A 19,034-nucleotide genomic window follows, 5' to 3' on the forward strand; every position below is an offset into this window, starting at 1 on the left:
CTAGGTGCTGGGATTGGCGTGAACGGAAGCCAGCGGCCGCCTCAGTGGCCGTTCGGCGCCGATTTTCTCATGATATTTTTAGAAAATCCCGGCAGCTCGGGCTTCGTGAGCCGGCAAACGGGGCCGGGGCCGTTAAGCATGCTTGCCCTCGGCGCTACGCGAAGTGTCGTCCCAGGATATCCAGGCTGCGCAATTGGCCGTCCATCAGGGCCACGTCGGGCAGGTGCCCCCACGTGGTGAAGCCATTTTTCTTGAACAAGCCCTGACTGGGGAGGTTATGGCTGAAGATAAACGCCACGATGCGGTCCAGGTCTAAACGGGCCAACTGCCCAAAGACGAAGTCCAGCGCCTGTTGCCCCACCCCCTGATGGCGACAGGCCGCGTCGAGGTAGATGCTGATCTCGGCGGTGTGGCTGTACGCCGGGCGCCCATAGAAGGACTCCAGGCTGACCCAGCCCACGATGGTGCCCGCCTGACGCAGGACCCACAGCGGCCGGGTCGCCGGATCGAAACTGGCGAACCAGGCCTCCCGTGCCGCCACGGTCACGGGTTCCAGGTCCGCGGTCGCCAGACGACTGGGAATAATTTCATTATAAATGGCCACGATGCGTGGCAGATCCGCGTGCCGGGCGTTTTCAAATGTGATGCTCATCTCTATCAGCTCCCTTATGAGCCCCTATTATAGAACGCCGGGCCCCTTCTGACCACGTCACACCGGCCTGTTACCTAAGCCCCGTCATCGGGTCTATTTCACACCCTTCAGGGGGCTTTTCCGCCATAACCGCTCTCAAACGGGCCAATTGTTCGCCGAATCGACCATTGCCATGTCAAAAAATCAGCCGAAAACACGATTTTTAAATCCGGACGATTGCCGGCAGTTCTTGTCCTTTGTTGGTTCCCTTTTCCCCCTAAACCCGCTATAATCAATAGAGCTGTAAGGGTTCCGCAACCCCGAATGCCATTGACTTATCTGAAGGGGGTTGTCCCATTGAGCCAACCAATTATTGAACTGCGTCACGTCACCCAACGGTACGGCGACCACACGATTCTTAAAAACATTAACCTCACCCTCGAGTCCGGGAAATTCTATACCCTGCTCGGCCCCTCCGGTTGCGGGAAAACGACTATTTTACGAACAATCTCGGGATTTAACCAGGTCACCGCGGGCGACGTCCTCTTCGACGGCCAGCGGATCAACGACGTGCCCGCGAACCACCGCAACGTGAACACCGTCTTCCAGGACTACGCGCTCTTCCCCCACCTCACCGTGGCGGAAAACGTCGCGTTTGGCCTGACGCTCAAGAAGCTGCCCAAGGCCGACATCGCCACCAAGGTCGCCGAGGCCCTGAAACTGGTGCAGCTCGCCGACTTCGGCAACCGGGCCATCAGCGCCCTGTCCGGGGGCCAGCAACAACGGGTCGCCATCGCCCGAGCCATCGTGATGCAGCCGCAAGTCCTGCTCCTCGACGAGCCGCTCTCGGCCCTCGACGCCAAGTTGCGGCGTGCCATGCAGTCCGAGCTGCGGGACCTGCAGCAGCGCCTGGGCATCACCTTTTTATTCGTGACCCACGACCAGGAAGAGGCCTTGGCCATGAGCGACGAAATCTTCGTCATGAACAACGGTGAGATCCTGCAAAGCGGCTCGCCGGTCGACATCTACGACGAGCCCATCAACCACTTCGTCGCCGACTTCATCGGGGAAAGCAACATCCTGCCCGGCAAGATGGTTGCCGACTACCAGGTGGCCTTCAACGGCCAGCAGTTCGAGTGTTCCGATGCCGGGATTCCGGCCAACGAACCCGTCGAGGTCGTCATGCGCCCCGAGGACCTGACCCTGACCACGCCGGCGCACGCCAAGCTGACCGTCACCATCGACACCCAGCTGTTCCGCGGCGACTACTACGAGATCTCCGCGACCGATGACCGGGGCCACGACTGGATGATTCATTCGGTCAACCCCGCCGAGGACGGCGCCACGCTGGGCGTGAACTTCCGCCCCCAAGACCTGCACGTCATGCGGCTGCACGAGAAGGAAGCCGAGTTCGACGCGCGCCTCGAGACCTACGAAGGAACGGAGGAATCCAGCCGTGACCAAACGTAAAACCTGGCTCTACTTCCTACCGTACGGGCTGTGGCTGGCCCTGTTCGTGATCGCCCCGGTCGCCCTGATCGTTTACCAATCCTTCTTTAACCTGGACCATCAGGTGACCCTGGACAACTACGCCAATTACTTTCGCTCCGGCGTCTACCTCAAGATGACGCTCAACTCGGTCTGGTACGCCTTTCTGATCACCCTGTTCACCGGCCTGATCAGCTACCCGACCGCCTACGTCCTGCACCAGCTCAAGCACCGCCAATTCTGGTTACTGCTGGTCATCCTGCCCACCTGGATCAACATCCTGCTCAAGGCCTACGCCTTCATCGGCATCTTCAGCCAGGCCGGCGTGGCCAACGACTTCCTGCGCTTCATCGGCGTCGGTCCGCAGCAGTTGCTCTTCACCAACGCCAGCTTCATCTTCGTGGCCACCTACATCCAGATTCCGTTCATGATTTTACCCATCTATAACGCCCTGGACGACCTGAACCCGGCCTACGTCAACGCGAGCCTGGACCTGGGAGCCAACCGCTGGCAGACCTTTCGGCGGGTCATCTTCCCGCTGACGCTACCCGGGGTCAAGGCCGGGGTCCAAGCGGTCTTCATCCCCTCGCTCTCCCTGTTCATGCTGACGCGCCTGATTGGCGGCAACAAGGTCATCACGCTGGGGACGGCGATCGAAGAACACTTCCTGACCACCATGAACTGGGGGATGGGCTCGACGATTGGGGTCGTCCTGATCGTCGCGATGATCATCGTCATGCAGCTGACCAACGACCACGAACCACGAGGGGGGGCGCCACGATGAAAAAATTGTCTCGGCTCTACCTCATCTTAGTTTTTATCATCCTGTACCTGCCGATCCTGTACCTGATTATGTATTCCTTTAGCCAGGGGACGACCATGACGCACTACCACGGCTTCACCTGGCAGCACTACCGCGACCTCTTGGCGGACCCGCGAATGCTGGCCATCGTGGCCAACACCCTGCTGGTCGCCCTGCTCTCGTCGCTGATTGCCACGCTGGTCGGGACCCTGGGCGCGCTCAGTATCCACCGGACGTCCAAACGGGTCACCCGCGACGTTCTGTTGAACCTGAACAACATCCTGATGGTCTCCCCCGACGTCATCATCGGGGCCAGCTTCCTGATCTTCTTCACCACCCTGAAGATTCCCCTGGGCTTTGGTTCGGTCCTGCTGAGCCACATCGCCTTCGAGATTCCCATCGTGGTGCTGATGGTGCTGCCCCGGCTCAAGGAGATGTCCCCGTCGATGCTCGCGGCCGCCCAAGACCTGGGCGCCACGACCCGTGAGCTCCTGAGCCGGGTCATCGTCCCGTTCATCTCGCCGGGCATCTTCGCCGGCTTCTTCATGGCGCTGACCTACTCGCTCGACGACTTTGCCGTGACCTTCTTCGTCACGGGAAACGGCTTCTCCACCCTGTCCGTGGAGATCTACTCCCGGGCGCGGCAAGGCATCAACCTGGAGATCAACGCCCTGTCCGGCGTGATGTTCCTGTTCTCCCTGCTTCTCGTGGGGGGCTATTACTGGCTGCAACAGAGTAATCAGCGCCGTAAGCGCAAACGTCAGGGGGCCGCATCATGAAACGTTTACTCGTCTTAATCGGGTCGCTGCTCGCGGTGTGTGGCCTGCTGGCCTACAGCAGCCACGCCCTGAGCACCTCCAGTGGCGATACCGGCTCGAAGGTCCTGAACCTCTATAACTGGGGCGACTACATCGACCCGCAACTGCTCAAGGCCTTTCAGCAAGAGACCGGCTACCACGTCAACGTGGAGACCTTCGACAGCAACGAGGCCATGTACACCAAGCTGAAGCAGGGCGGGACCCACTACGACCTGACCGTGCCCAGCGACTACATGGTCAACAAGCTCAAGGAGGCCCACCTGCTCCAGCCCATCGACAAAAGTCGCTTGACCGGGCTGGCCAACCTCGACCCGCAATTTCTGAATAAGTCCTACGACCCCGGGAACCGCTACTCGCTGCCCTACTTCTGGGGCACCCTGGGAATCGTCTACAACGATCAATTCGTGAAACCCGGGAGCCTGCAGCACTGGTCCCAACTCTGGTCGCCCAAGTACCGGGACCAGATCATGCTGATCGACTCTGCCCGCGACATTCTGGGCATGGCGCTGGCCGAACAGGGCCACTCCATGAACACCACGGACCCCGGGACCCTGCTGGCCGCCACCAAGAAGTTGGACGCCCTGAGCCCCAACGTCAAGGCCGTGGTCGCCGATGAGATCAAGATGTACATGAGTCAAAACGAAGCGGCGGTGGCCGTGGACTGGTCCGGGGAAGCCGCCGAGATGCTGAGCAACAATCCCCACCTGCACTACGTGGTGCCCAACGAAGGCAGCAACCTCTGGATCGACAACCTGGTCATCCCCAAGTCGGCGCAACACTACCAGGCCATCTACGCGTTCTTGAACTTCATGAACCGGCCGGCCAACGCGGCCCAGAACGCCGAGTACATCGGCTACGCCACGCCGAACCGCCGGGCCAAGGCCCTGTTGCCGGCGAAGATCCGTAACGACCCGCAATTCTATCCGGATGACCGGACGTTGCGCCACCTGCAGATCTACCGGAACCTGTCGCCCCAGCTGGTCCAGCTCTACAACGACCGCTACCTCGAATTTAAGATGCACCATTAAGGACCCCCTCCCCGCGTGATGGTTCACGCGGCGGTGTGCTGCGGCCCATCACGAAACGACCGTGACCAAATCCTCACGGCCGTTTTTAGTTTGCCAACTGGCGAGACGCAAAAGCCCCACCACGGGCCGTCAACCGTGGTGGGGCTTTCTCAATCTTTTACTGATTCGTTACCCAAAGCTACCGGAAATGTAGTCTTGCGTGACCGGAATCTGAGGGTCACTGAACATCTTGGCCGTTGGCGTGTACTCCATCACGTGGCCTAAGTGGAAGAAGGCACACTGACTACTGATTCGGGACGCCTGCTGCATGTTGTGCGTCACGATGATAATCGTGTACTTCTCCCGCAACTGGGCCAGCGTCTCTTCGACCTTGACCGTCGAGATGGGGTCCAGCGCGCTACAGGGTTCGTCCAGCAGCAACACGTCCGGCTGCATGGCAATCGAGCGCGCGATGCACAGCCGTTGCTGTTGCCCCCCGGACAACGCCAGGGCACTCTTATCCAGGGTGTCCTTGACCTCATCCCACAGGGCCGCTCCCTTCAGGCTTTCCTCCACCCGTTGGGCCAGCACCTGCTTGTCCTTGATGCCCTCAGCCCGCAAGGCGTAGATGATGTTCTCCCGGATCGACTTGGCAAACGGGTTCGGCCGTTGAAAGACCATCCCGATGTGCCGGCGGATCTCGTAAATGTTCACGTCCGGTTCGTTAATGTCGACGTCGTGATACCAGATCTTCCCGGTCACGGTCGCAATCCCATCGTTCATTCGGTTCAGGGACCGCAGGTAGGTCGACTTCCCGGAGCCGGACGCCCCGATCAGCGCCGTAATCTGATTTTTCGGAAACGCCAGGTTCGCGTCGTGCATGGCGTGGTTCGCGCCGTAGAACACCTGGAGGTTTTCCGTCCGCAACGCCAGCGGCACGTTGTCCGCAAAGCTTTGCACGGCGGTCTTTTCAAATGAATACTGTTTTAACATGCTCCAGCCCCCTATTTACTTGCCGTGACCCGCCGGTACAGGTAATTCCCCAGTACCCGGGCCCCCAGGTTGAACAGCAGTACCGCAATGATCAACACCGCCGACGCAGCCGCCGACAACTGGGCCGCGTTGGACGCCAGCCCTTCCGTGTTGACCTTCCAGATGTGCACGGCCAACGTTTCGGCCGGGCGCAACGGGTTCAGCGGACTCGCTGCATCCATCGGGTTCCAGTCCGCAAAGTTGGTGACCGGGGCACTTTGGCCCGCCGTGTAGATCAGCGCGGCGGCTTCCCCGAAGACCCGGCCGGCACTCAACACGATCCCCGTGACGATTCCCGGGAGCGCGACCGGCAAGATGATGCCAATCTCGGTCTTCCACTTGGACATCCCCAGCGACAGGCCGGCTTCCCGCTGGTTGCGGGGCACGGCGCTCAGGGATTCTTCGATGTTCCGCGTTAACAGGGGCAGGTTGAAGAAGGTCAGGGCAATCGCACCGGAAATGACGGAGAACCCAATCTTGAACTGCACCACGAAGAGCAGGAACCCGAACAACCCGACCACCACGGAAGGGAGCGAACTCAGCACTTCGATGGCGGACCGGATCAGGTGCGTCCGCCAGTTATCCTTGGCGTATTCGGCCAGGTAGATCCCCGCACCCAGGGAAATGGGAATCGAAATCAACATGGTTAAAATCAACAAATAAAACGAGTTAAACAGCTGGACCCCAATACCCCCAGCGCCGCTGAAGGAATCCGTGGTCCCCGTCAGAAACGACCAACTCACGTGGGGCAACCCGGAAATCAGGATGTAGGCCAGCAGGAAAAAGAGAATTCCCACGACCGTCGCCACAATCACGTTAATCGCAATCGTTGCCACGACATCTTTTTGTTTAGCGTTCATGACTCAGTTGCCCCCTCTTCGCAATCAACCGGACCAAGGCGTTAAAGAACAGCGACATCAACAGTAGAATCAGGGCCAACGACCAGAGCGCGTTGCTGGGCAATGTGCCGTCGATGGTGTCCCCGATGCCGGTGGTCAATTGGCTGGTCAGGGTGGCGGCCGGTGAAATCAGGTTCTTCGGCATCACGGCCGCGTTCCCGATGACCATTTGGACCGCTAAGGCTTCCCCGAAGGCCCGGGCCATCCCGAAAATGATGGCCGTTAAGATGCCGGGCGTGGCGGCCCGCAAGATGACCTTGGACACGGTCTGCCAACGGGTCGCGCCGAGCGCCAGTGAAGCTTCCTTGTAAAAGCGCGGTACCGACCGCAGGCTATCCACGGTCATGGTGGTAATCGTCGGCAAGACCATCACGAACAGCACGAAGGTCGCCGAGATGATTCCGAAGCCGGAGCCGCCGACCAGGTGCCGCATGAAGGGCACCACGACGGCCAACCCGATGAACCCGTAGACCACGGACGGAATCCCGACCAGCAATTCAATCACCGGTTGCAGGAATTTCCGCCCCTTGTTCGGCGCGATTTCGGTCATGAAGATGGCCGTTCCGACCGCAAACGGCGTGGCCACGAGGGCCGCCGCAAAGGTCACGGCGAAGGACCCGACAATCATCGGTAAGGCCCCAATGTGACCTTGATCCGGCGCCCAGTTGGTCCCGGACAGGAACTGCCACAGGTTCACGTGATTCTGCGTGAACGTGGCCATCCCCTTCGAGGTAATGAACCACAGCATCGAGGCCACGACCAGAATGATGACCCCGATACACAGATAACTGATGCCGCGGCCGAACCAGTCTTCCCGACTGGCCCGGGTCGCGTGGTGCAGCTGTCTGGCCCAGTCCTGACTGGTCGGCGCCCCATCCTGTTTAAACTCTGAATTTGTTTGTTCCATGAGATGACTCCCCCTTAAAAAAGTGAAGGTGCGTGTTCAGCACCTCCACCGGTATCGCAACTGAATGAGCTTAGTTGTTGGTTACGACGCCCTTCGCGTCCTTGGTAACCTTCATGTCATGGATGCTGATGTAACCCATGTCCTTAACCAAACTGTTTTGCACGTCCTTGGAACTCATGTAGTTCAAGAATGCGGCCGTCGCCTTGTCAGGCTTGCCCTTGGTGTACATGTGTTCGTAAGACCAAATCTTCCACTTGTTGGTTTCAACGTTGTTGTCCGTAGGCGTCACGTTGTCCACCGACAAGGCTTGTAACTTGTTCGTGAAGTAGGAGAATGCTAAGTAGCTCACGGCACCAGGCGTGGTAGCCACGATCTTTTGCACGGCCCCGTTGGAGTCTTGTTCTTGCGACTTAACGGCCGTGGCACCCTTCAAGACAGCATTTTCAAAGGTTGCTCGCGTCCCACTTCCTTGGGCCCGGTTGATGATGACGATCTTTTGATCCTTCCCACCGACCATCTTCCAGTTGGTAATCTTACCCGTGAAGATTTGCTTCAATTGTGACATCTTCAGGTTCTTGACGCCGGCGTCCTTGTTGACCACCGGACCCATGCCGACAACGGCCACCTTGTGGTCCGTCAACGTGTCGGCCTTGATACCGGCCTTTTCTTCGGCGAAGATATCGGAGTCACCGATGGAAACGGCCCCGGATTGCACTTGACTTAATCCCGTTCCGGAACCGCCACCTTGCACCGTCAAGTTAACCTTACTATTCTTGGACGTAAATTGTGAACCAGCCTTGGCAGCCAGTGGTTGTAACGCCGTAGAACCAACTGCCGTGACTTTCCCCGACAATGCGGCGCTGCTAGACTTGCTGCTACTGGTAGAACTCGTGGCCTTCCCACAGCCAACTAACAGCATACTGATCGCGGCAATCCCCATTGCTAACTTTGTTCCTTTATTCATCCCTGTCACTCCATGTCTTTTAATATAGTGGACTTCCCACACGTAAGCCAGGTGGCGAACCTTGTGGTGTCCCTCCCCTTAACTTACAAATCATATTCTAGTCGACCAATATATAGTCTTTGTCGCAATCGTGTAAATTTTAGGTAAATGTTGCGGGCCTCGTTATAAATCCTTTTATACCGGGGCCCGTCGAGAAGTCCCGGTGGCTTTCTTTATTCACTAACGATAATTGCTTCCGGTGCTTAAAATGGCTAGAATTAACTTGTGAGGTGATTTGGAGTGGCAAAAGAAAAAAAAGAGAAACAAGCGCGACACGATATCATCGTGGACATGAATGATTTTCTGATGGACTATGCCGCAACGAAGCTCGGTCGCCAACCCGACCTGGCCCAAAAGATCGTCGCGGCGGGTCAACCCGACTTGACCGGTCTCGACGACCTGTTCAAGGACAACGGTGTGGGACGGCGGACCAAGTACCTGGAGCTCGCCGAAGGGTTCCTGCGTGACGAGGCCGACATCGACGCCGACCTGGCCAAGGACGTTTCCGGCGAAAGCCAAGAACTGGCCAAGGAAGCCATGAGCTACCTGAGCAGTCATCCGCAAGACTTCGACCGTTGGGAAGAAGCTTAACCGGACACTAGATAAAAGCAGGAAGCAGCTTCTCGATTTTCCGAGAAGTTGCTTCCTGCTTTTATATTAGTTGGGACGCATGGTGCGACTTGATCAGAATGCGATGAGCTTGACGCACCCTTCTATCGACTGGCATTCACATGATTGCTATGAAAAAATACCGACATCCTGCTACTATAGCGGCCACTAAACCGAAACAGCGGCCCGCCACCAGTATCAAGATGGCTGGTGCTAATGTCACTTCACGCAGAAGCTACCACGCCCCATTTTAGGCCTGCCATTGCCAGAGGTCGGCCTTCATCCGCGTCGCGATGATTTTGGCCAAGAGGTCCACGAACTGGTCGGGCATGTAGGCCGCCGTATCGAAGGACGTTTCCGCCTCGTTGATTTTAGTGATGATCAAGCCCCGATGTTCCAGCGTCAGCCCGTACTTGGGCGCAATCTGGCAGAGCCGTTCGACTTGTTGTTCGTTCACGTGTCTTCCCCCTTCGTTCTCTCATCGAGCTTAGCGGCTGCGACCCCAAACGTCAAGGCGCGGTGCCCGCCAAAAAACGCGCCGGGGACCTGCTTGTCCCCGACGCGCTATTATTTCCTTAATAACTGTACTGATTCTTGGCGAGTTGTTGGTGAACGGCCGCCGCCAAGAGGGCCTCGTCCGGCCCATCCGCCACGACCTCGACAAATTGGCCGCCGTAGCGCCGTAATTCAGCGACCTGGGACGCTTGCCGGGGATCCAGCTCCGCGTCTTGAACCTTGATCGTTACTTTACCGGTGTAGTGCTGGCAAATCTGCTGCATCGCCGGAGCCACATCGATTTGGGGCATCTCGGCGTACAAGGGGAATCCAATTGTCTTCATATCTGATCACCTCTACTTGTATTGTAAGCGATTACACAAGCGTTGCCAAGCCCCATTTTGCCCTTTCTGTTGGCCAACCTTTGTCCGAACATCCGTTCATTCCCGCCGTAAAATATGGTATGATATGCCCAGAAATGGAGGAACACGCATGCCAATCAAACTCGGGGTTCGTGAACTGGTCGAGTTCACGTTACGGGCCGGTGACCTCGGCGCCACCAGCAACAGCCAAAATACCGCCCTTTTAGGCGCTAAGATTCACCGCCGCTTGCAAAAGCAACGCGGCGACGACTACCAGAAAGAATATTACCTGGACCTGCCACTGACCCTCCACGGCCACGACTTCCTCCTGCACGGTCGCGCGGACGGGGTCACCCTGGCAGAGACCCAGGCGACCATCGAGGAGATTAAGACCTCCGACACCGACTTCGAGAAGCTCAGTCCCAATAAGCTCACCCTCTACTGGGCGCAGGTCAAACTCTACGCCCACCTTTTATTCTGCAAATTTCCCGACCTGACCACCATCACGCTGACGCTGACCTACTTTCAGACCAGCACGGAGCAGGTCACCCAGAGCGACCAGACCATCGACCGCCAGGCGGCCCAGGGCTTCTTCCAGCAGGTCATCGACGAGTACATCACCTGGCTGACCTTCCGCGACGACCTGCGGGAACGCCGGGACCCGACGATTCAGGCCCTGACCTTCCCGTTCGGCCACTACCGGCCGGGCCAACGCGAGCTGGCCGTGGCCGTTTATAAGACCATTCTGAGCAGTCAGCACCTCTTCGCCGAGGCGCCCACGGGAACCGGGAAGACCATCTCCACGCTCTTCCCGACCATCAAGGCCATCGGGGAAGGCGTCATCCAGCGGATCTTCTACCTGACCGCCAAGCAGAGTACCCGGATGGTGGCCGAGGAAGCCATCACGCTGATGGCCAGCCAGGGGCTCAAGCTCAAGAGCATCACCCTGACCGCCAAGGAAAAGATCCAGTTCCCCGAGGAGGCCGACCTGGCGCCCGAGGAGAATCCCTACATGCTGGGCTACTACGACCGGCTCAAGCCCGCGCTGCTCGACCTGCTTCAGCACAACGACCAGCTCACGCGTGACGTGATCGAGACCTACGCCCGGAAACACACGCTCGACCCCTTCGAATTTCAACTTGACGCGAGCCTCTTTTGTGACGTGATCATCGGGGACTACAACTACCTCTTCGATCCGCAGGTCCACCTCCAGCGCTTCTTCGCCACGCCCGACCCCGAGAACTTCTTTTTGATCGACGAAGCCCACAACCTGGTCTCCCGTTCCCGCGACATGTACTCGGCGGCCATCAGCACCCGGCCGCTGGACCACCTGATCGACCTCAGTCAGGAGCTGCCCCAGGTCAGTCGCAAGCTGCGGCAACGCCTGCGCGACCTCCGCGACACCTTTGACGACATCAGTGAGCCGCTCCAACGGGCCGGGAAGACCGACAGCACCTTCCTGACGCCGCCGGCCGACTTCGAGCACGACCTGAGCCGCCTGATCGAAGCCACCCACGATTGGCTGGTCGACCAACCGCAAACGCCCTTCACCAAGGCCATGCTGGACTACTACTTCACCGCCATCAGCTACCAGCGCATCGGCGAGTACTACGACGAGACCTACCGCATGCGCCTGACCATCGACGACGGCAACGTCACGCTCAAGCAGCTGTGCCTCGACCCCAGCGCCTTTCTGGCGGACAGCCTGGACCTGGGGCACGGCGCCGTCCTGTTCTCGGCCACCCTGTCGCCCCTCGACTACTACCAGACCGTGCTGGGCGGCGGCAGTGATAGCCTGGCCTACCAGCTGCCCTCGCCGTTTCCCCCGACCCACCAGGCCATCCTGATCACCAACTACATCCAGACCACCTACAAGCAGCGCCAGGCCAACCTGGCCAACATCCTGGTCGCCATCAAGAACCTGGTCGACGGCAAGACCGGCAACTACCTGATTTTTTTACCTTCTTATAGTTACCTCTTAACGGTCGTCGAGGCCTTTCACCTGGCCTACCCGCACATCGCCACCGTGGCCCAGCAGTCCCAGATGAGCGAGGCCGACCGGCAGACCTTCCTCGCCCAATTTCAGGCTCACCCCACGCAAACGCTGGTCGGCTTCGCCCTGCTCGGCGGCATCTTCAGCGAGGGCATCGACCTGAAAGCCGACCGGCTGATTGGCGTGGGCATCGTCAGCGTGGGCCTGCCCGGCATCAACCCGGAGACCGACCTGATTCGCGACTACTTCGACAGCCAGGGCCAACCCGGCTTCGCCTTCGCCTACCAGTTGCCCGGTCTCAACAACGTCTTTCAGGCCGCGGGACGCCTGATTCGCGGTGCCCAGGACGTGGGCATCGTGCTGCTGATGGATCAGCGGTTCACCACCTCGCGCTACACGCAGCTTTACCCCCAGCACTGGCAGCATTACCAGCGCCTCTACCGACCCGAACAATTAGGACCGGCCATTCAAGCCTTTTGGCGTCAGGAGGAATCCCTATGAAAACCAAGTTGACCCTCGCCATGGAGCACACGCTCTACTACTATTGCCGGGAGGCCGGTGCCACCGCCGTCGAGGAGGTCACCATGCCAGACGACCAGGGCATCGTCGACACGCTGAGTTACCAGGAGCTGCCGGACCAGACCATCGAGTGGCGCTGCTACGAACTCAAGGTCACCAAGAGTGATTTTCACTCCACCGCCAAGCTGTCTTTCGTCGGCCACTACAACTACTTCGTCCTGCCCCTCAAGCTCTACCAGGCGGTCGCCGCCGAGATTCCCGCGAAGATCGGCGTCCTGATCTACCGGCCGTTCGACGCCAAACTCCTGGCAACGGCCAGCGAACCACCGGCCACGCCCGGTTACCTGACGGTCGCGCGGCCACCCCGGCACCAGGACCTGCAAGTCCCGGAGACCGCCCTGCTGACCCGCTTCATCGCCTCCCAGGGGCGGGAGGTCTTCAAGGCCAAGCAGATGGCCACCGGCCTGAAACAGTACAGCACCCAGCACCTCTACGAAGAACTCAAGAAACGCCACCTGCACTACGACGTCTACAATCCCGACCACAACTTCTACGACCAATTCGTGGCGGATACCGAGGAGACGGCGGTCACGGCCCTGCAAAGCGAGCTGGACGCCCTGGCCCTGGAGAACCAGCAACTGCGCACCCGGCTAAAGGAGTCCTCGTCATGATCTATTTCCCTTACTTTCGGGGGCGGCAGTTCGACCTGCAAGCACTCAAGGCCCTGGCCCAGCAGGACGCCCTGCCGGCCAACCTCATCCCCATCATCGAACCGGTCAGAGACATCAAGGCCCTGCCACAGACGGTCGCCGCCTTCGTCGACCACGGCCATCCCCTGGTGGTCATCGCCAATCCCACGGTCAGTGACTACCAGCTGACCCAGCAAAAACTCCACGACTGGCGGCCCTGGCAGGCCAACCCGCTCCTGATCACCGGTCACGTGTTGGGCCCCACGACCACGCCCGCCGACCTGCAGGCGCCGGCGGGGCACCGGAGCCTGGTGATTGCCCGCCAATTCGACGAACTGATGGCCGCCCAGGCGGCCGGCTGGCTGACCCCCACGCAGCCGACCTACCTGCTGGCCCCACCGGAGGCCCGGATTCGCCAGCAGCTCGACCGCCCGTTCGTCAGTCTGTACGACCACGCCTGGTTCCCCGACCACGAGCAGACCTACGCCAACCTGGAGGACGGCTTCTTCAGCGATGACTGGGCCCTGGCCGACTTCTACGGCTACCAGGGATTCAGTGACTACACCATCGGCGGCGGCCACTACAGCGAGCACGGCTACCCGTCCCGGGCGGTCACTTTGCACCTGACCTACTTTCGGGGGAACCAGCTGCGGATCCACCGGTTCGTGTCCGACGACCGGGAAGACTTCAAGCACCCCAAGGAAAAGTTCTTCCAGGCGGTCGCCAAGTTGGCGGCCTGGTTGCCCGCCCAGCCGGCGGCGACCCAGACACCGGCGGCCCAGCAGCTGGCCGCCTACCACGCCGAGCAGCATTTTCCCGGCCTAGGCGTCGTCAAACGGCTCAGCCTGGCACACCACCTGCAACTCATGGCGGCGTTCATGAAGGCGCGCTATCCGGTTAATTAACCCATGACCGTGAGCACGTCATGCGCTCCATTAACCCATGACAATGAGCACGTCATGCGCTCCACGCCGGCGAGCAAGATGGCCGTAGTGGGCACGACTCCGAAGCCCCGCAAAAAATCGCGGGTCTCCGGAGCTCGGCCTTAGCGTAAGCTAGCCCCAAACGCTAGCTAACGCTAATTTCACTACGGCCATCAAGTCGCCTCTGTTTCGCTGAGAAGGAGCATGACCATTACCAACAACCAACGCGGTCAAATCCATCTGGTGCCCGCCAAAATTATTCTGCGATAGCATAACGTGTCTACAACTACCTATTGTCGATAATTTTAACGAGCTGACGTCATTCTGCTATCGGAGCCTTAAAGCCAAATGATGGTCCCCACCATCGTCAGAATTGCTGGAGCTCAGCTGACTTACCACAAAGCCGCCCTTTTAGACCTACGTGTTCTGCAGGGCTTCGGGTCGTGCCCACGGTCGTCACGGTCCAGCTGAGCGGAAGCAATCGCCAGTTACCACAGTTTGAAATAACCCAACCCATCACGCCAACCAACAAAATCGCCAACCCAAAAAGGACGTCCCCCGCCAAGTGCCGGGAACGTCTTTTCAATTTCTAAACATATTTTAATGGTTAAGCGGGTAAGACGCTAACCCCTTCAGGCACCATGAAGTCCTTTTGGGCCAGGGTCAGCTTCCCCGTCTTGGCATCACGCTTGAACAGGCTGGCGTTGTCGGAGTTCTGGTGGACCACCAGAACTAGGCTTTCGTCAGCCGTCCAGTTGAAGTCCCGTGGGAAGTCGCCTTCCGTGCTGATCCGTTGGATGGTGGTCAACGTGCCATCATCAGCGGCAGACAAGACGGTGATCGAATTGTTCCCCCGGTTCGAGACGTAAACGAACTTGCCATCGGCGCTCAACCGAATGGCCGCGGACCCGTTGTGGGCCGTCCAATCGTCCGGAATGACGTGGGTGATCTGCTGAACGGCAAACTTCCCGGCCTGGGCATCGTAGGTCAACGTGGCCACGTTGCTGCTCAATTCACCGACCAGATAAGCGACGCCCTTGGCCGCATCAAACGTGATGTGCCGAGGACCGTAACCGGCGGGCAGGTCGACGTGACTGACGGGGGACAATTTACCAGCCGCCGAAACGTCGTACAGATAAACCTTATCCGTGCCCAGGTCGCAGACGACCAACCGGCCATCCGGCGTCAGGTCAGCGAAGTGCGGGTGGGGCCCGTCGGCTTGTTCCGGTGCCGGGCCCACGGGATCCTGGTCAACGACCTGATCGACCTGCGTCAAGGAACCGTTGTCCGCAATCTTGTAGACCGTGACGGCCGCGGTGTGGTAGTTGGCCGTGTAGACCAATTGGCGGTCTTCATCGACGGAAACGTAGGCCGGTGATGAACCGGGGTTCAAGACCTGTTGAATGGCCCGGGGCTTCTTGTCGGTCATGTCGTAGATGATCAAGCCACCCTGAGTCTGACCATCCGTTTCTTTCTTATTGATGACGTACAGGCGTTCCGCCTTAGATTTGGCAATATACGTTGGGCTCCCCGCCGATGCTAACCACTCGCAATTTGTCAGCTTCGCGGCGTCCGTGTCAACGGTTACCCGGTAGATGCCCCGGCTAATCCGCTTGGTGTAAGTCCCAATATAAAAATCTTCGGTCATACTGTTACCCCTTTCAAGTTTTCTGTATCCCTTTTCAGTATAGCACAGCTGAGCCGTCTATACCGATAAGTCACTAGCCCTTCTGCACAATAACCGGTACAATGGGGGTAATTAACGGATTAGAAAGGAATTCTTGACTTATGTCTAGTTTTGAAGGCTATCACCCGCTCCTCACCCCCAACTTCCGGTTCGACTGGCTGACCCAGTTTCGCCTCAAGCAGGTGGCTACGCTGACCCAACGGGATCTCGCCGATACCGCCGAATGGGTCAACGGCACCATGCGGCAGACCATGAGCCGCACCGCCCTCACCTGGGGCATCGAGCGGCGCGCCACCCACAAACTGGTGGGCTGGGGCGGCTTTGATCAGCTGAACTTGCAACAACAGACCGGCCGCACCTACCTGACCGGTCCCACCCTGCCCGCCAACGAGCAGCAGGAAATCGTCAACCGCCTGGTCCACTTCGCCCAAGAGGAGCTCCAACTCAACGAACTCGACCTCCAGCCCAGTCACAACCTGGACACCGCCGTGTTGACCGCGGCCGGTCTGACCAAGAAAAACGAGCTGTGGCACTGGCAACGGCGTTAAACTTCTGACTATCCCATCGGCCAGCATCGCCGAAAAGGCGTCCGAAACCGCGGTTTCGAACGCCTTTTTAATAGCTTCACCATGCTTCAGGGTAAGAAGGGCTGGGCCAGGGTCGCGACGGTGATCGCCAGGCACGTGATCAGTAGCATTCCCCAAACCACGGCCCGACTGAGGGGGTGCCGGCGCTCGCAGTAGAGGGCGACCCCCACTTCGATGCCCGTGAGCACCAAACCCACGCCGTAGACCACGCCCATCCGCAGCCAACCATTTAGTTCCAGCCAATTGTGCATCCTGGTTCTCCCCCCTTCACCGAGATATTTCCCCTAGGATACAGGCTTTTGCAGCGGGAAAACACCACTAACGCCAAAGCTTAAGCCGAAATTTAAAGTTTGGTAGCTGTCTCTTTGCAAACTGACCAAACCACCGCCAATTGGCCGTCATTGCCCGCAAAAATGAGGAGCCAATCCGTTGGTTTCCAAAAAAGCAGGAAGGAAATTCATTCGCTGAATTTCCTTCCTGCTTTTGTTCATTTTTTATTTAATCGCGCTAACTAGTCGTTATCCGTTACCCGTTGGTTCAGCTCGATCGCCACATCCAGCGAATCGCTTCGGTAGGCGTCGTGCACGCCCAACGCGTAGCAGGCCCAGCTGCCCAGCAGCACCACCGCGAAGTCCCAGGGGTACGGGAGCCAGTTCAGCCCGCTGAACTCGCGACTGCCGATCAACGACATGATCGTCAACCAGACCATCTCGGCCAGGAGCCACCGACCACCCTTGAGGCTGGCCCGCAGCGCCGCCCAGCCTTCCGGGCGACGAATCTCATAGTAGATATAGCAGACCAGTCCCAGGGCGATCACCCCGAAGACCTCAATCGTCGTCGGCCACTTGGCCCAGTAGATGGCCAGGCTGGCCAACCCGTACGCGAGGGGCGCCCAGAATTTCAGGTGCCGCAAGCGAAAGGGCCGCACGAAGTCCGGGGCTTGCCGCCGCAGGCTCATCACCGTGACCGGTCCGGTCAGGTAGGCGATCAGCGTCGACGTCGAGATGACGTCGGACAGCGCGCTCCAGTTTCGAAAACCGGCCACCAGGATGACCCCCAGCAGCATGTTGACCACCATGGCTCGCCGCGGCGTTTGGTACTTGCGGTTGACCTCGCCCAGCTTAGTCGGCATATGCTTGGTCCCGGTCATCGCGGCCAGCGCCCGGCTGGTCGTAGCCACGAAGGAGACCCCGGTACCGAAGGGCGACACGAAGGCGTCCAGGTACAGCAGCGTCGACAGCCAATTCAGATTCAAGAGAATCGCGATGTCGGCAAACGGCGACTGGAAGTTCACCCCGGACCACCCGTGGACCAGGTTCCCCGCCGGCACGGAACCGATGAAGGCCACCTGCAGCAGCGTGTAGATCACGGTACTGATACCAAAGGCGATGACGATGCCCCAGAGGATGTTCTTCTCCGGGTGCTCGATCTCGTTCCCCATGTTAATGGTGGTCTGAAAGGCGTTGTAGGAGAAGATGATCCCCGCCGCGGTCGTGGCCGCGAAAATCGAGGAGCTGCCCCCGGGCATGAAGCCCGCCCGCGCCGCGAAGTTCTGGGTGTCAAAGCCGCTGAAGACCAAGACCAGAATCGTCAGGGTCGGAATCCCCAACTTAAAAATCGAAATGAAGCTAGTAAACCGGGTCAGGAGTTTCACCGACCAGAAGTTTAACAGCGTAAAGGCTAGGATAAAGAGAAAGACCACGACCAAACCCAGGTTCGTGATGTTGCCCGAATAGATGAAGCCCCGGGTCCAGTTGGCCCACGCCCACGGCCACGAGCTCATGTATTGCACGGCTGCGACGGCTTCAATCGGGATAATCGTTAAGAGGGACAACCAGTTGGCCCAACCGGCCACGAACCCCAGTAACGGGCCGTGGGAGAAGGCGGCATACTGGCTCATCCCCCCGCTGGTCGGGAACATGGTCCCCAATTCAATGTAGTTTAACGCGATGGCGCCAATGACGATGGCCCCAATGATCCAGGACAAAATAGCGGCCGGTCCAGCAATTTGGGCGGCCATACCGGCACCAAACAACCACCCCGACCCAATGATGGCACTGAGCGTTAGCATGACTAATGAAAATAAACTCATCTTGTTGCGTTTCAAGCCAAAATTCCTCACTTTCGTCGAAGTATTCGGCCATTCTACACTTGGAATCTGGCAATGCACTTAAAAAGCAGCAATAGTTCGCTTAGAATCAGACGCCCCTGAAACCACGCATCCTGACCCTTGACATCAGCGGAGGCTTCCGCTATTTCGGCTTGACGGCTACCGTCGTAGCGTGGCATTAGTCTTTTTTCATATTTAACACGGAAAAAGCACGCCGCGCCCCTGAAAATAAAAAAGAATCCAAGAACGGGGTCTTAGATTCCACGAATTAAAGATTATTGAGCCGATTAATTTGGCATCACCCGGGCAACCTGGCTCTTAACCGTTCATAGGTAGGTTATGCACGGCCATCCGCAATCCCGCAGAGTGGCGTCGGCGTTTTTCCCGTGGTGAGATGATTGTTAGTCGGCGTCTCTTGCCGGCTTACAATCAGGCCGAGTTCCGGAAACTCGCGTTCTTGGCGAGGTTTCGGA

The 19,034-nt window shown here is 58.7% G+C and carries 19 protein-coding genes; 9 read left to right on the forward strand and 10 right to left on the reverse strand.

The genetic code is table 11. The features are described 5' to 3' along the window. Positions 1–154: 154 nt before the first annotated feature. Positions 155–652: a GNAT family N-acetyltransferase gene (locus FD37_RS10455; protein WP_056965197.1), complete on the reverse strand. Its 498-nt coding sequence runs from the start codon at positions 650–652 to the stop codon at positions 155–157. 336 nt (positions 653–988) lie between these two features. Here FD37_RS10455 and FD37_RS10460 point away from each other — a divergent pair, with 336 nt between their 5' ends. From FD37_RS10460 to FD37_RS10475, 4 genes are read left to right on the forward strand one after another with little or no spacing between them, the layout of a single operon-like run. After that, positions 989–2,101, forward strand: coding sequence for an ABC transporter ATP-binding protein (locus FD37_RS10460; RefSeq protein ID WP_056965199.1), 1,113 nt, complete (start codon positions 989–991; stop codon positions 2,099–2,101). Further along, positions 2,088–2,903, forward strand: a complete 816-nt coding sequence (locus FD37_RS10465) for an ABC transporter permease (RefSeq protein WP_056965201.1) — start codon at positions 2,088–2,090, stop codon at positions 2,901–2,903. The genes FD37_RS10460 and FD37_RS10465 overlap by 14 nt, the downstream gene beginning before the upstream one ends. Next, positions 2,900–3,700: an ABC transporter permease gene (locus FD37_RS10470; RefSeq protein ID WP_045806417.1), complete on the forward strand. Its 801-nt coding sequence runs from the start codon at positions 2,900–2,902 to the stop codon at positions 3,698–3,700. The genes FD37_RS10465 and FD37_RS10470 overlap by 4 nt, the downstream gene beginning before the upstream one ends. Then, positions 3,697–4,767 carry an ABC transporter substrate-binding protein gene (locus FD37_RS10475; protein WP_056965203.1) on the forward strand — a complete coding sequence of 357 codons (1,071 nt, stop codon included), beginning with the start codon at positions 3,697–3,699 and terminating at the stop codon, positions 4,765–4,767. The genes FD37_RS10470 and FD37_RS10475 overlap by 4 nt, the downstream gene beginning before the upstream one ends. A gap of 168 nt (positions 4,768–4,935) precedes the next feature. Here FD37_RS10475 and pstB read toward each other — a convergent pair whose 3' ends face one another. The 4 genes from pstB to FD37_RS10495 all read right to left on the reverse strand — a co-directional run bounded on the left by pstB (position 4,936) and on the right by FD37_RS10495 (position 8,548). Then, entirely contained in the window at positions 4,936–5,739 is an 804-nt protein-coding gene (gene pstB, locus FD37_RS10480) for a phosphate ABC transporter ATP-binding protein PstB (RefSeq protein WP_045806415.1), read from the reverse strand. An 11-nt stretch (positions 5,740–5,750) separates the two neighbouring features. Next, positions 5,751–6,638 carry a phosphate ABC transporter permease PstA gene (pstA, locus tag FD37_RS10485; protein WP_045806414.1) on the reverse strand — a complete coding sequence of 296 codons (888 nt, stop codon included), beginning with the start codon at positions 6,636–6,638 and terminating at the stop codon, positions 5,751–5,753. Further along, positions 6,628–7,584: a phosphate ABC transporter permease subunit PstC gene (gene pstC, locus FD37_RS10490; protein WP_045806413.1), complete on the reverse strand. Its 957-nt coding sequence runs from the start codon at positions 7,582–7,584 to the stop codon at positions 6,628–6,630. The genes pstA and pstC overlap by 11 nt, the downstream gene beginning before the upstream one ends. Before the next feature lie 70 nt (positions 7,585–7,654). Continuing rightward, positions 7,655–8,548 (reverse strand): phosphate ABC transporter substrate-binding protein PstS family protein, encoded by an 894-nt coding sequence (locus tag FD37_RS10495; RefSeq protein ID WP_045806412.1) that lies wholly within the window; start codon positions 8,546–8,548, stop codon positions 7,655–7,657. Between the two features lie 279 nt (positions 8,549–8,827). Between FD37_RS10495 and FD37_RS10500 the strand changes: the two genes are divergently transcribed. Further along, positions 8,828–9,178, forward strand: coding sequence for a hypothetical protein (locus FD37_RS10500; RefSeq protein ID WP_045806411.1), 351 nt, complete (start codon positions 8,828–8,830; stop codon positions 9,176–9,178). A gap of 268 nt (positions 9,179–9,446) precedes the next feature. Here FD37_RS10500 and FD37_RS10505 read toward each other — a convergent pair whose 3' ends face one another. Beyond that, positions 9,447–9,653, reverse strand: coding sequence for a hypothetical protein (locus tag FD37_RS10505; RefSeq protein WP_045806410.1), 207 nt, complete (start codon positions 9,651–9,653; stop codon positions 9,447–9,449). 118 nt (positions 9,654–9,771) lie between these two features. Then, complete coding sequence (locus FD37_RS10510; protein ID WP_045806409.1) at positions 9,772–10,035, reverse strand: PTS sugar transporter; 264 nt, start codon at positions 10,033–10,035, stop codon at positions 9,772–9,774. Positions 10,036–10,183: 148 nt separating this feature from the next. Between FD37_RS10510 and FD37_RS10515 the strand changes: the two genes are divergently transcribed. Genes FD37_RS10515 through FD37_RS10525 form a run of 3 tightly spaced genes read left to right on the forward strand, consistent with a single transcriptional unit; the run spans position 10,184 to position 14,159 of the window. Beyond that, complete coding sequence (locus tag FD37_RS10515; protein ID WP_056965204.1) at positions 10,184–12,547, forward strand: ATP-dependent DNA helicase; 2,364 nt, start codon at positions 10,184–10,186, stop codon at positions 12,545–12,547. Further along, positions 12,544–13,236, forward strand: coding sequence for a hypothetical protein (locus FD37_RS10520; protein WP_045806407.1), 693 nt, complete (start codon positions 12,544–12,546; stop codon positions 13,234–13,236). Before FD37_RS10515 ends, FD37_RS10520 begins: the two co-directional genes overlap by 4 nt. Then, on the forward strand, positions 13,233–14,159 hold the full coding sequence (locus tag FD37_RS10525) for a sce7725 family protein (protein WP_056965206.1): 927 nt from the start codon (positions 13,233–13,235) through the stop codon (positions 14,157–14,159). The genes FD37_RS10520 and FD37_RS10525 overlap by 4 nt, the downstream gene beginning before the upstream one ends. Positions 14,160–14,784: 625 nt before the next feature. On the opposite strand, the gene FD37_RS10530 is transcribed toward FD37_RS10525, so the two are convergent. Beyond that, entirely contained in the window at positions 14,785–15,825 is a 1,041-nt protein-coding gene (locus tag FD37_RS10530) for a lactonase family protein (protein WP_045806405.1), read from the reverse strand. A 140-nt stretch (positions 15,826–15,965) separates the two neighbouring features. Here FD37_RS10530 and FD37_RS10535 point away from each other — a divergent pair, with 140 nt between their 5' ends. After that, positions 15,966–16,412, forward strand: a complete 447-nt coding sequence (locus FD37_RS10535; protein WP_045806404.1) for a GNAT family N-acetyltransferase — start codon at positions 15,966–15,968, stop codon at positions 16,410–16,412. An 86-nt stretch (positions 16,413–16,498) separates the two neighbouring features. On the opposite strand, the gene FD37_RS10540 is transcribed toward FD37_RS10535, so the two are convergent. Beyond that, entirely contained in the window at positions 16,499–16,702 is a 204-nt protein-coding gene (locus tag FD37_RS10540; RefSeq protein WP_056965208.1) for a hypothetical protein, read from the reverse strand. A 260-nt stretch (positions 16,703–16,962) separates the two neighbouring features. Next, the gene (locus tag FD37_RS10545; RefSeq protein ID WP_056965382.1) at positions 16,963–18,543 is read right to left on the reverse strand and encodes an APC family permease; all 1,581 of its coding nucleotides are present in this window, start codon (positions 18,541–18,543) and stop codon (positions 16,963–16,965) included. Positions 18,544–19,034 lie beyond the last annotated feature (491 nt).

Origin of the sequence: Levilactobacillus spicheri DSM 15429, from assembly GCF_001435095.1 — a bacterium.
GTDB classification, from domain to species: Bacteria; Bacillota; Bacilli; order Lactobacillales; family Lactobacillaceae; genus Levilactobacillus; species Levilactobacillus spicheri.

Coding starts and splice junctions, on each gene's coding strand:
- FD37_RS10530 (WP_045806405.1), bottom strand. CDS start 15,825: ATGACCGAAGATTTTTATATTGGGACTTACACCAAGCGGATTAGCCGG.
- pstB (WP_045806415.1), bottom strand. CDS start 5,739: ATGTTAAAACAGTATTCATTTGAAAAGACCGCCGTGCAAAGCTTTGCG.
- FD37_RS10520 (WP_045806407.1), top strand. CDS start 12,544: ATGAAAACCAAGTTGACCCTCGCCATGGAGCACACGCTCTACTACTAT.
- FD37_RS10455 (WP_056965197.1), bottom strand. CDS start 652: ATGAGCATCACATTTGAAAACGCCCGGCACGCGGATCTGCCACGCATC.
- FD37_RS10535 (WP_045806404.1), top strand. CDS start 15,966: ATGTCTAGTTTTGAAGGCTATCACCCGCTCCTCACCCCCAACTTCCGG.
- FD37_RS10515 (WP_056965204.1), top strand. CDS start 10,184: ATGCCAATCAAACTCGGGGTTCGTGAACTGGTCGAGTTCACGTTACGG.
- FD37_RS10540 (WP_056965208.1), bottom strand. CDS start 16,702: ATGCACAATTGGCTGGAACTAAATGGTTGGCTGCGGATGGGCGTGGTC.
- FD37_RS10475 (WP_056965203.1), top strand. CDS start 3,697: ATGAAACGTTTACTCGTCTTAATCGGGTCGCTGCTCGCGGTGTGTGGC.
- pstC (WP_045806413.1), bottom strand. CDS start 7,584: ATGGAACAAACAAATTCAGAGTTTAAACAGGATGGGGCGCCGACCAGT.
- pstA (WP_045806414.1), bottom strand. CDS start 6,638: ATGAACGCTAAACAAAAAGATGTCGTGGCAACGATTGCGATTAACGTG.
- FD37_RS10470 (WP_045806417.1), top strand. CDS start 2,900: ATGAAAAAATTGTCTCGGCTCTACCTCATCTTAGTTTTTATCATCCTG.
- FD37_RS10525 (WP_056965206.1), top strand. CDS start 13,233: ATGATCTATTTCCCTTACTTTCGGGGGCGGCAGTTCGACCTGCAAGCA.
- FD37_RS10510 (WP_045806409.1), bottom strand. CDS start 10,035: ATGAAGACAATTGGATTCCCCTTGTACGCCGAGATGCCCCAAATCGAT.
- FD37_RS10495 (WP_045806412.1), bottom strand. CDS start 8,548: ATGAATAAAGGAACAAAGTTAGCAATGGGGATTGCCGCGATCAGTATG.
- FD37_RS10545 (WP_056965382.1), bottom strand. CDS start 18,543: ATGAGTTTATTTTCATTAGTCATGCTAACGCTCAGTGCCATCATTGGG.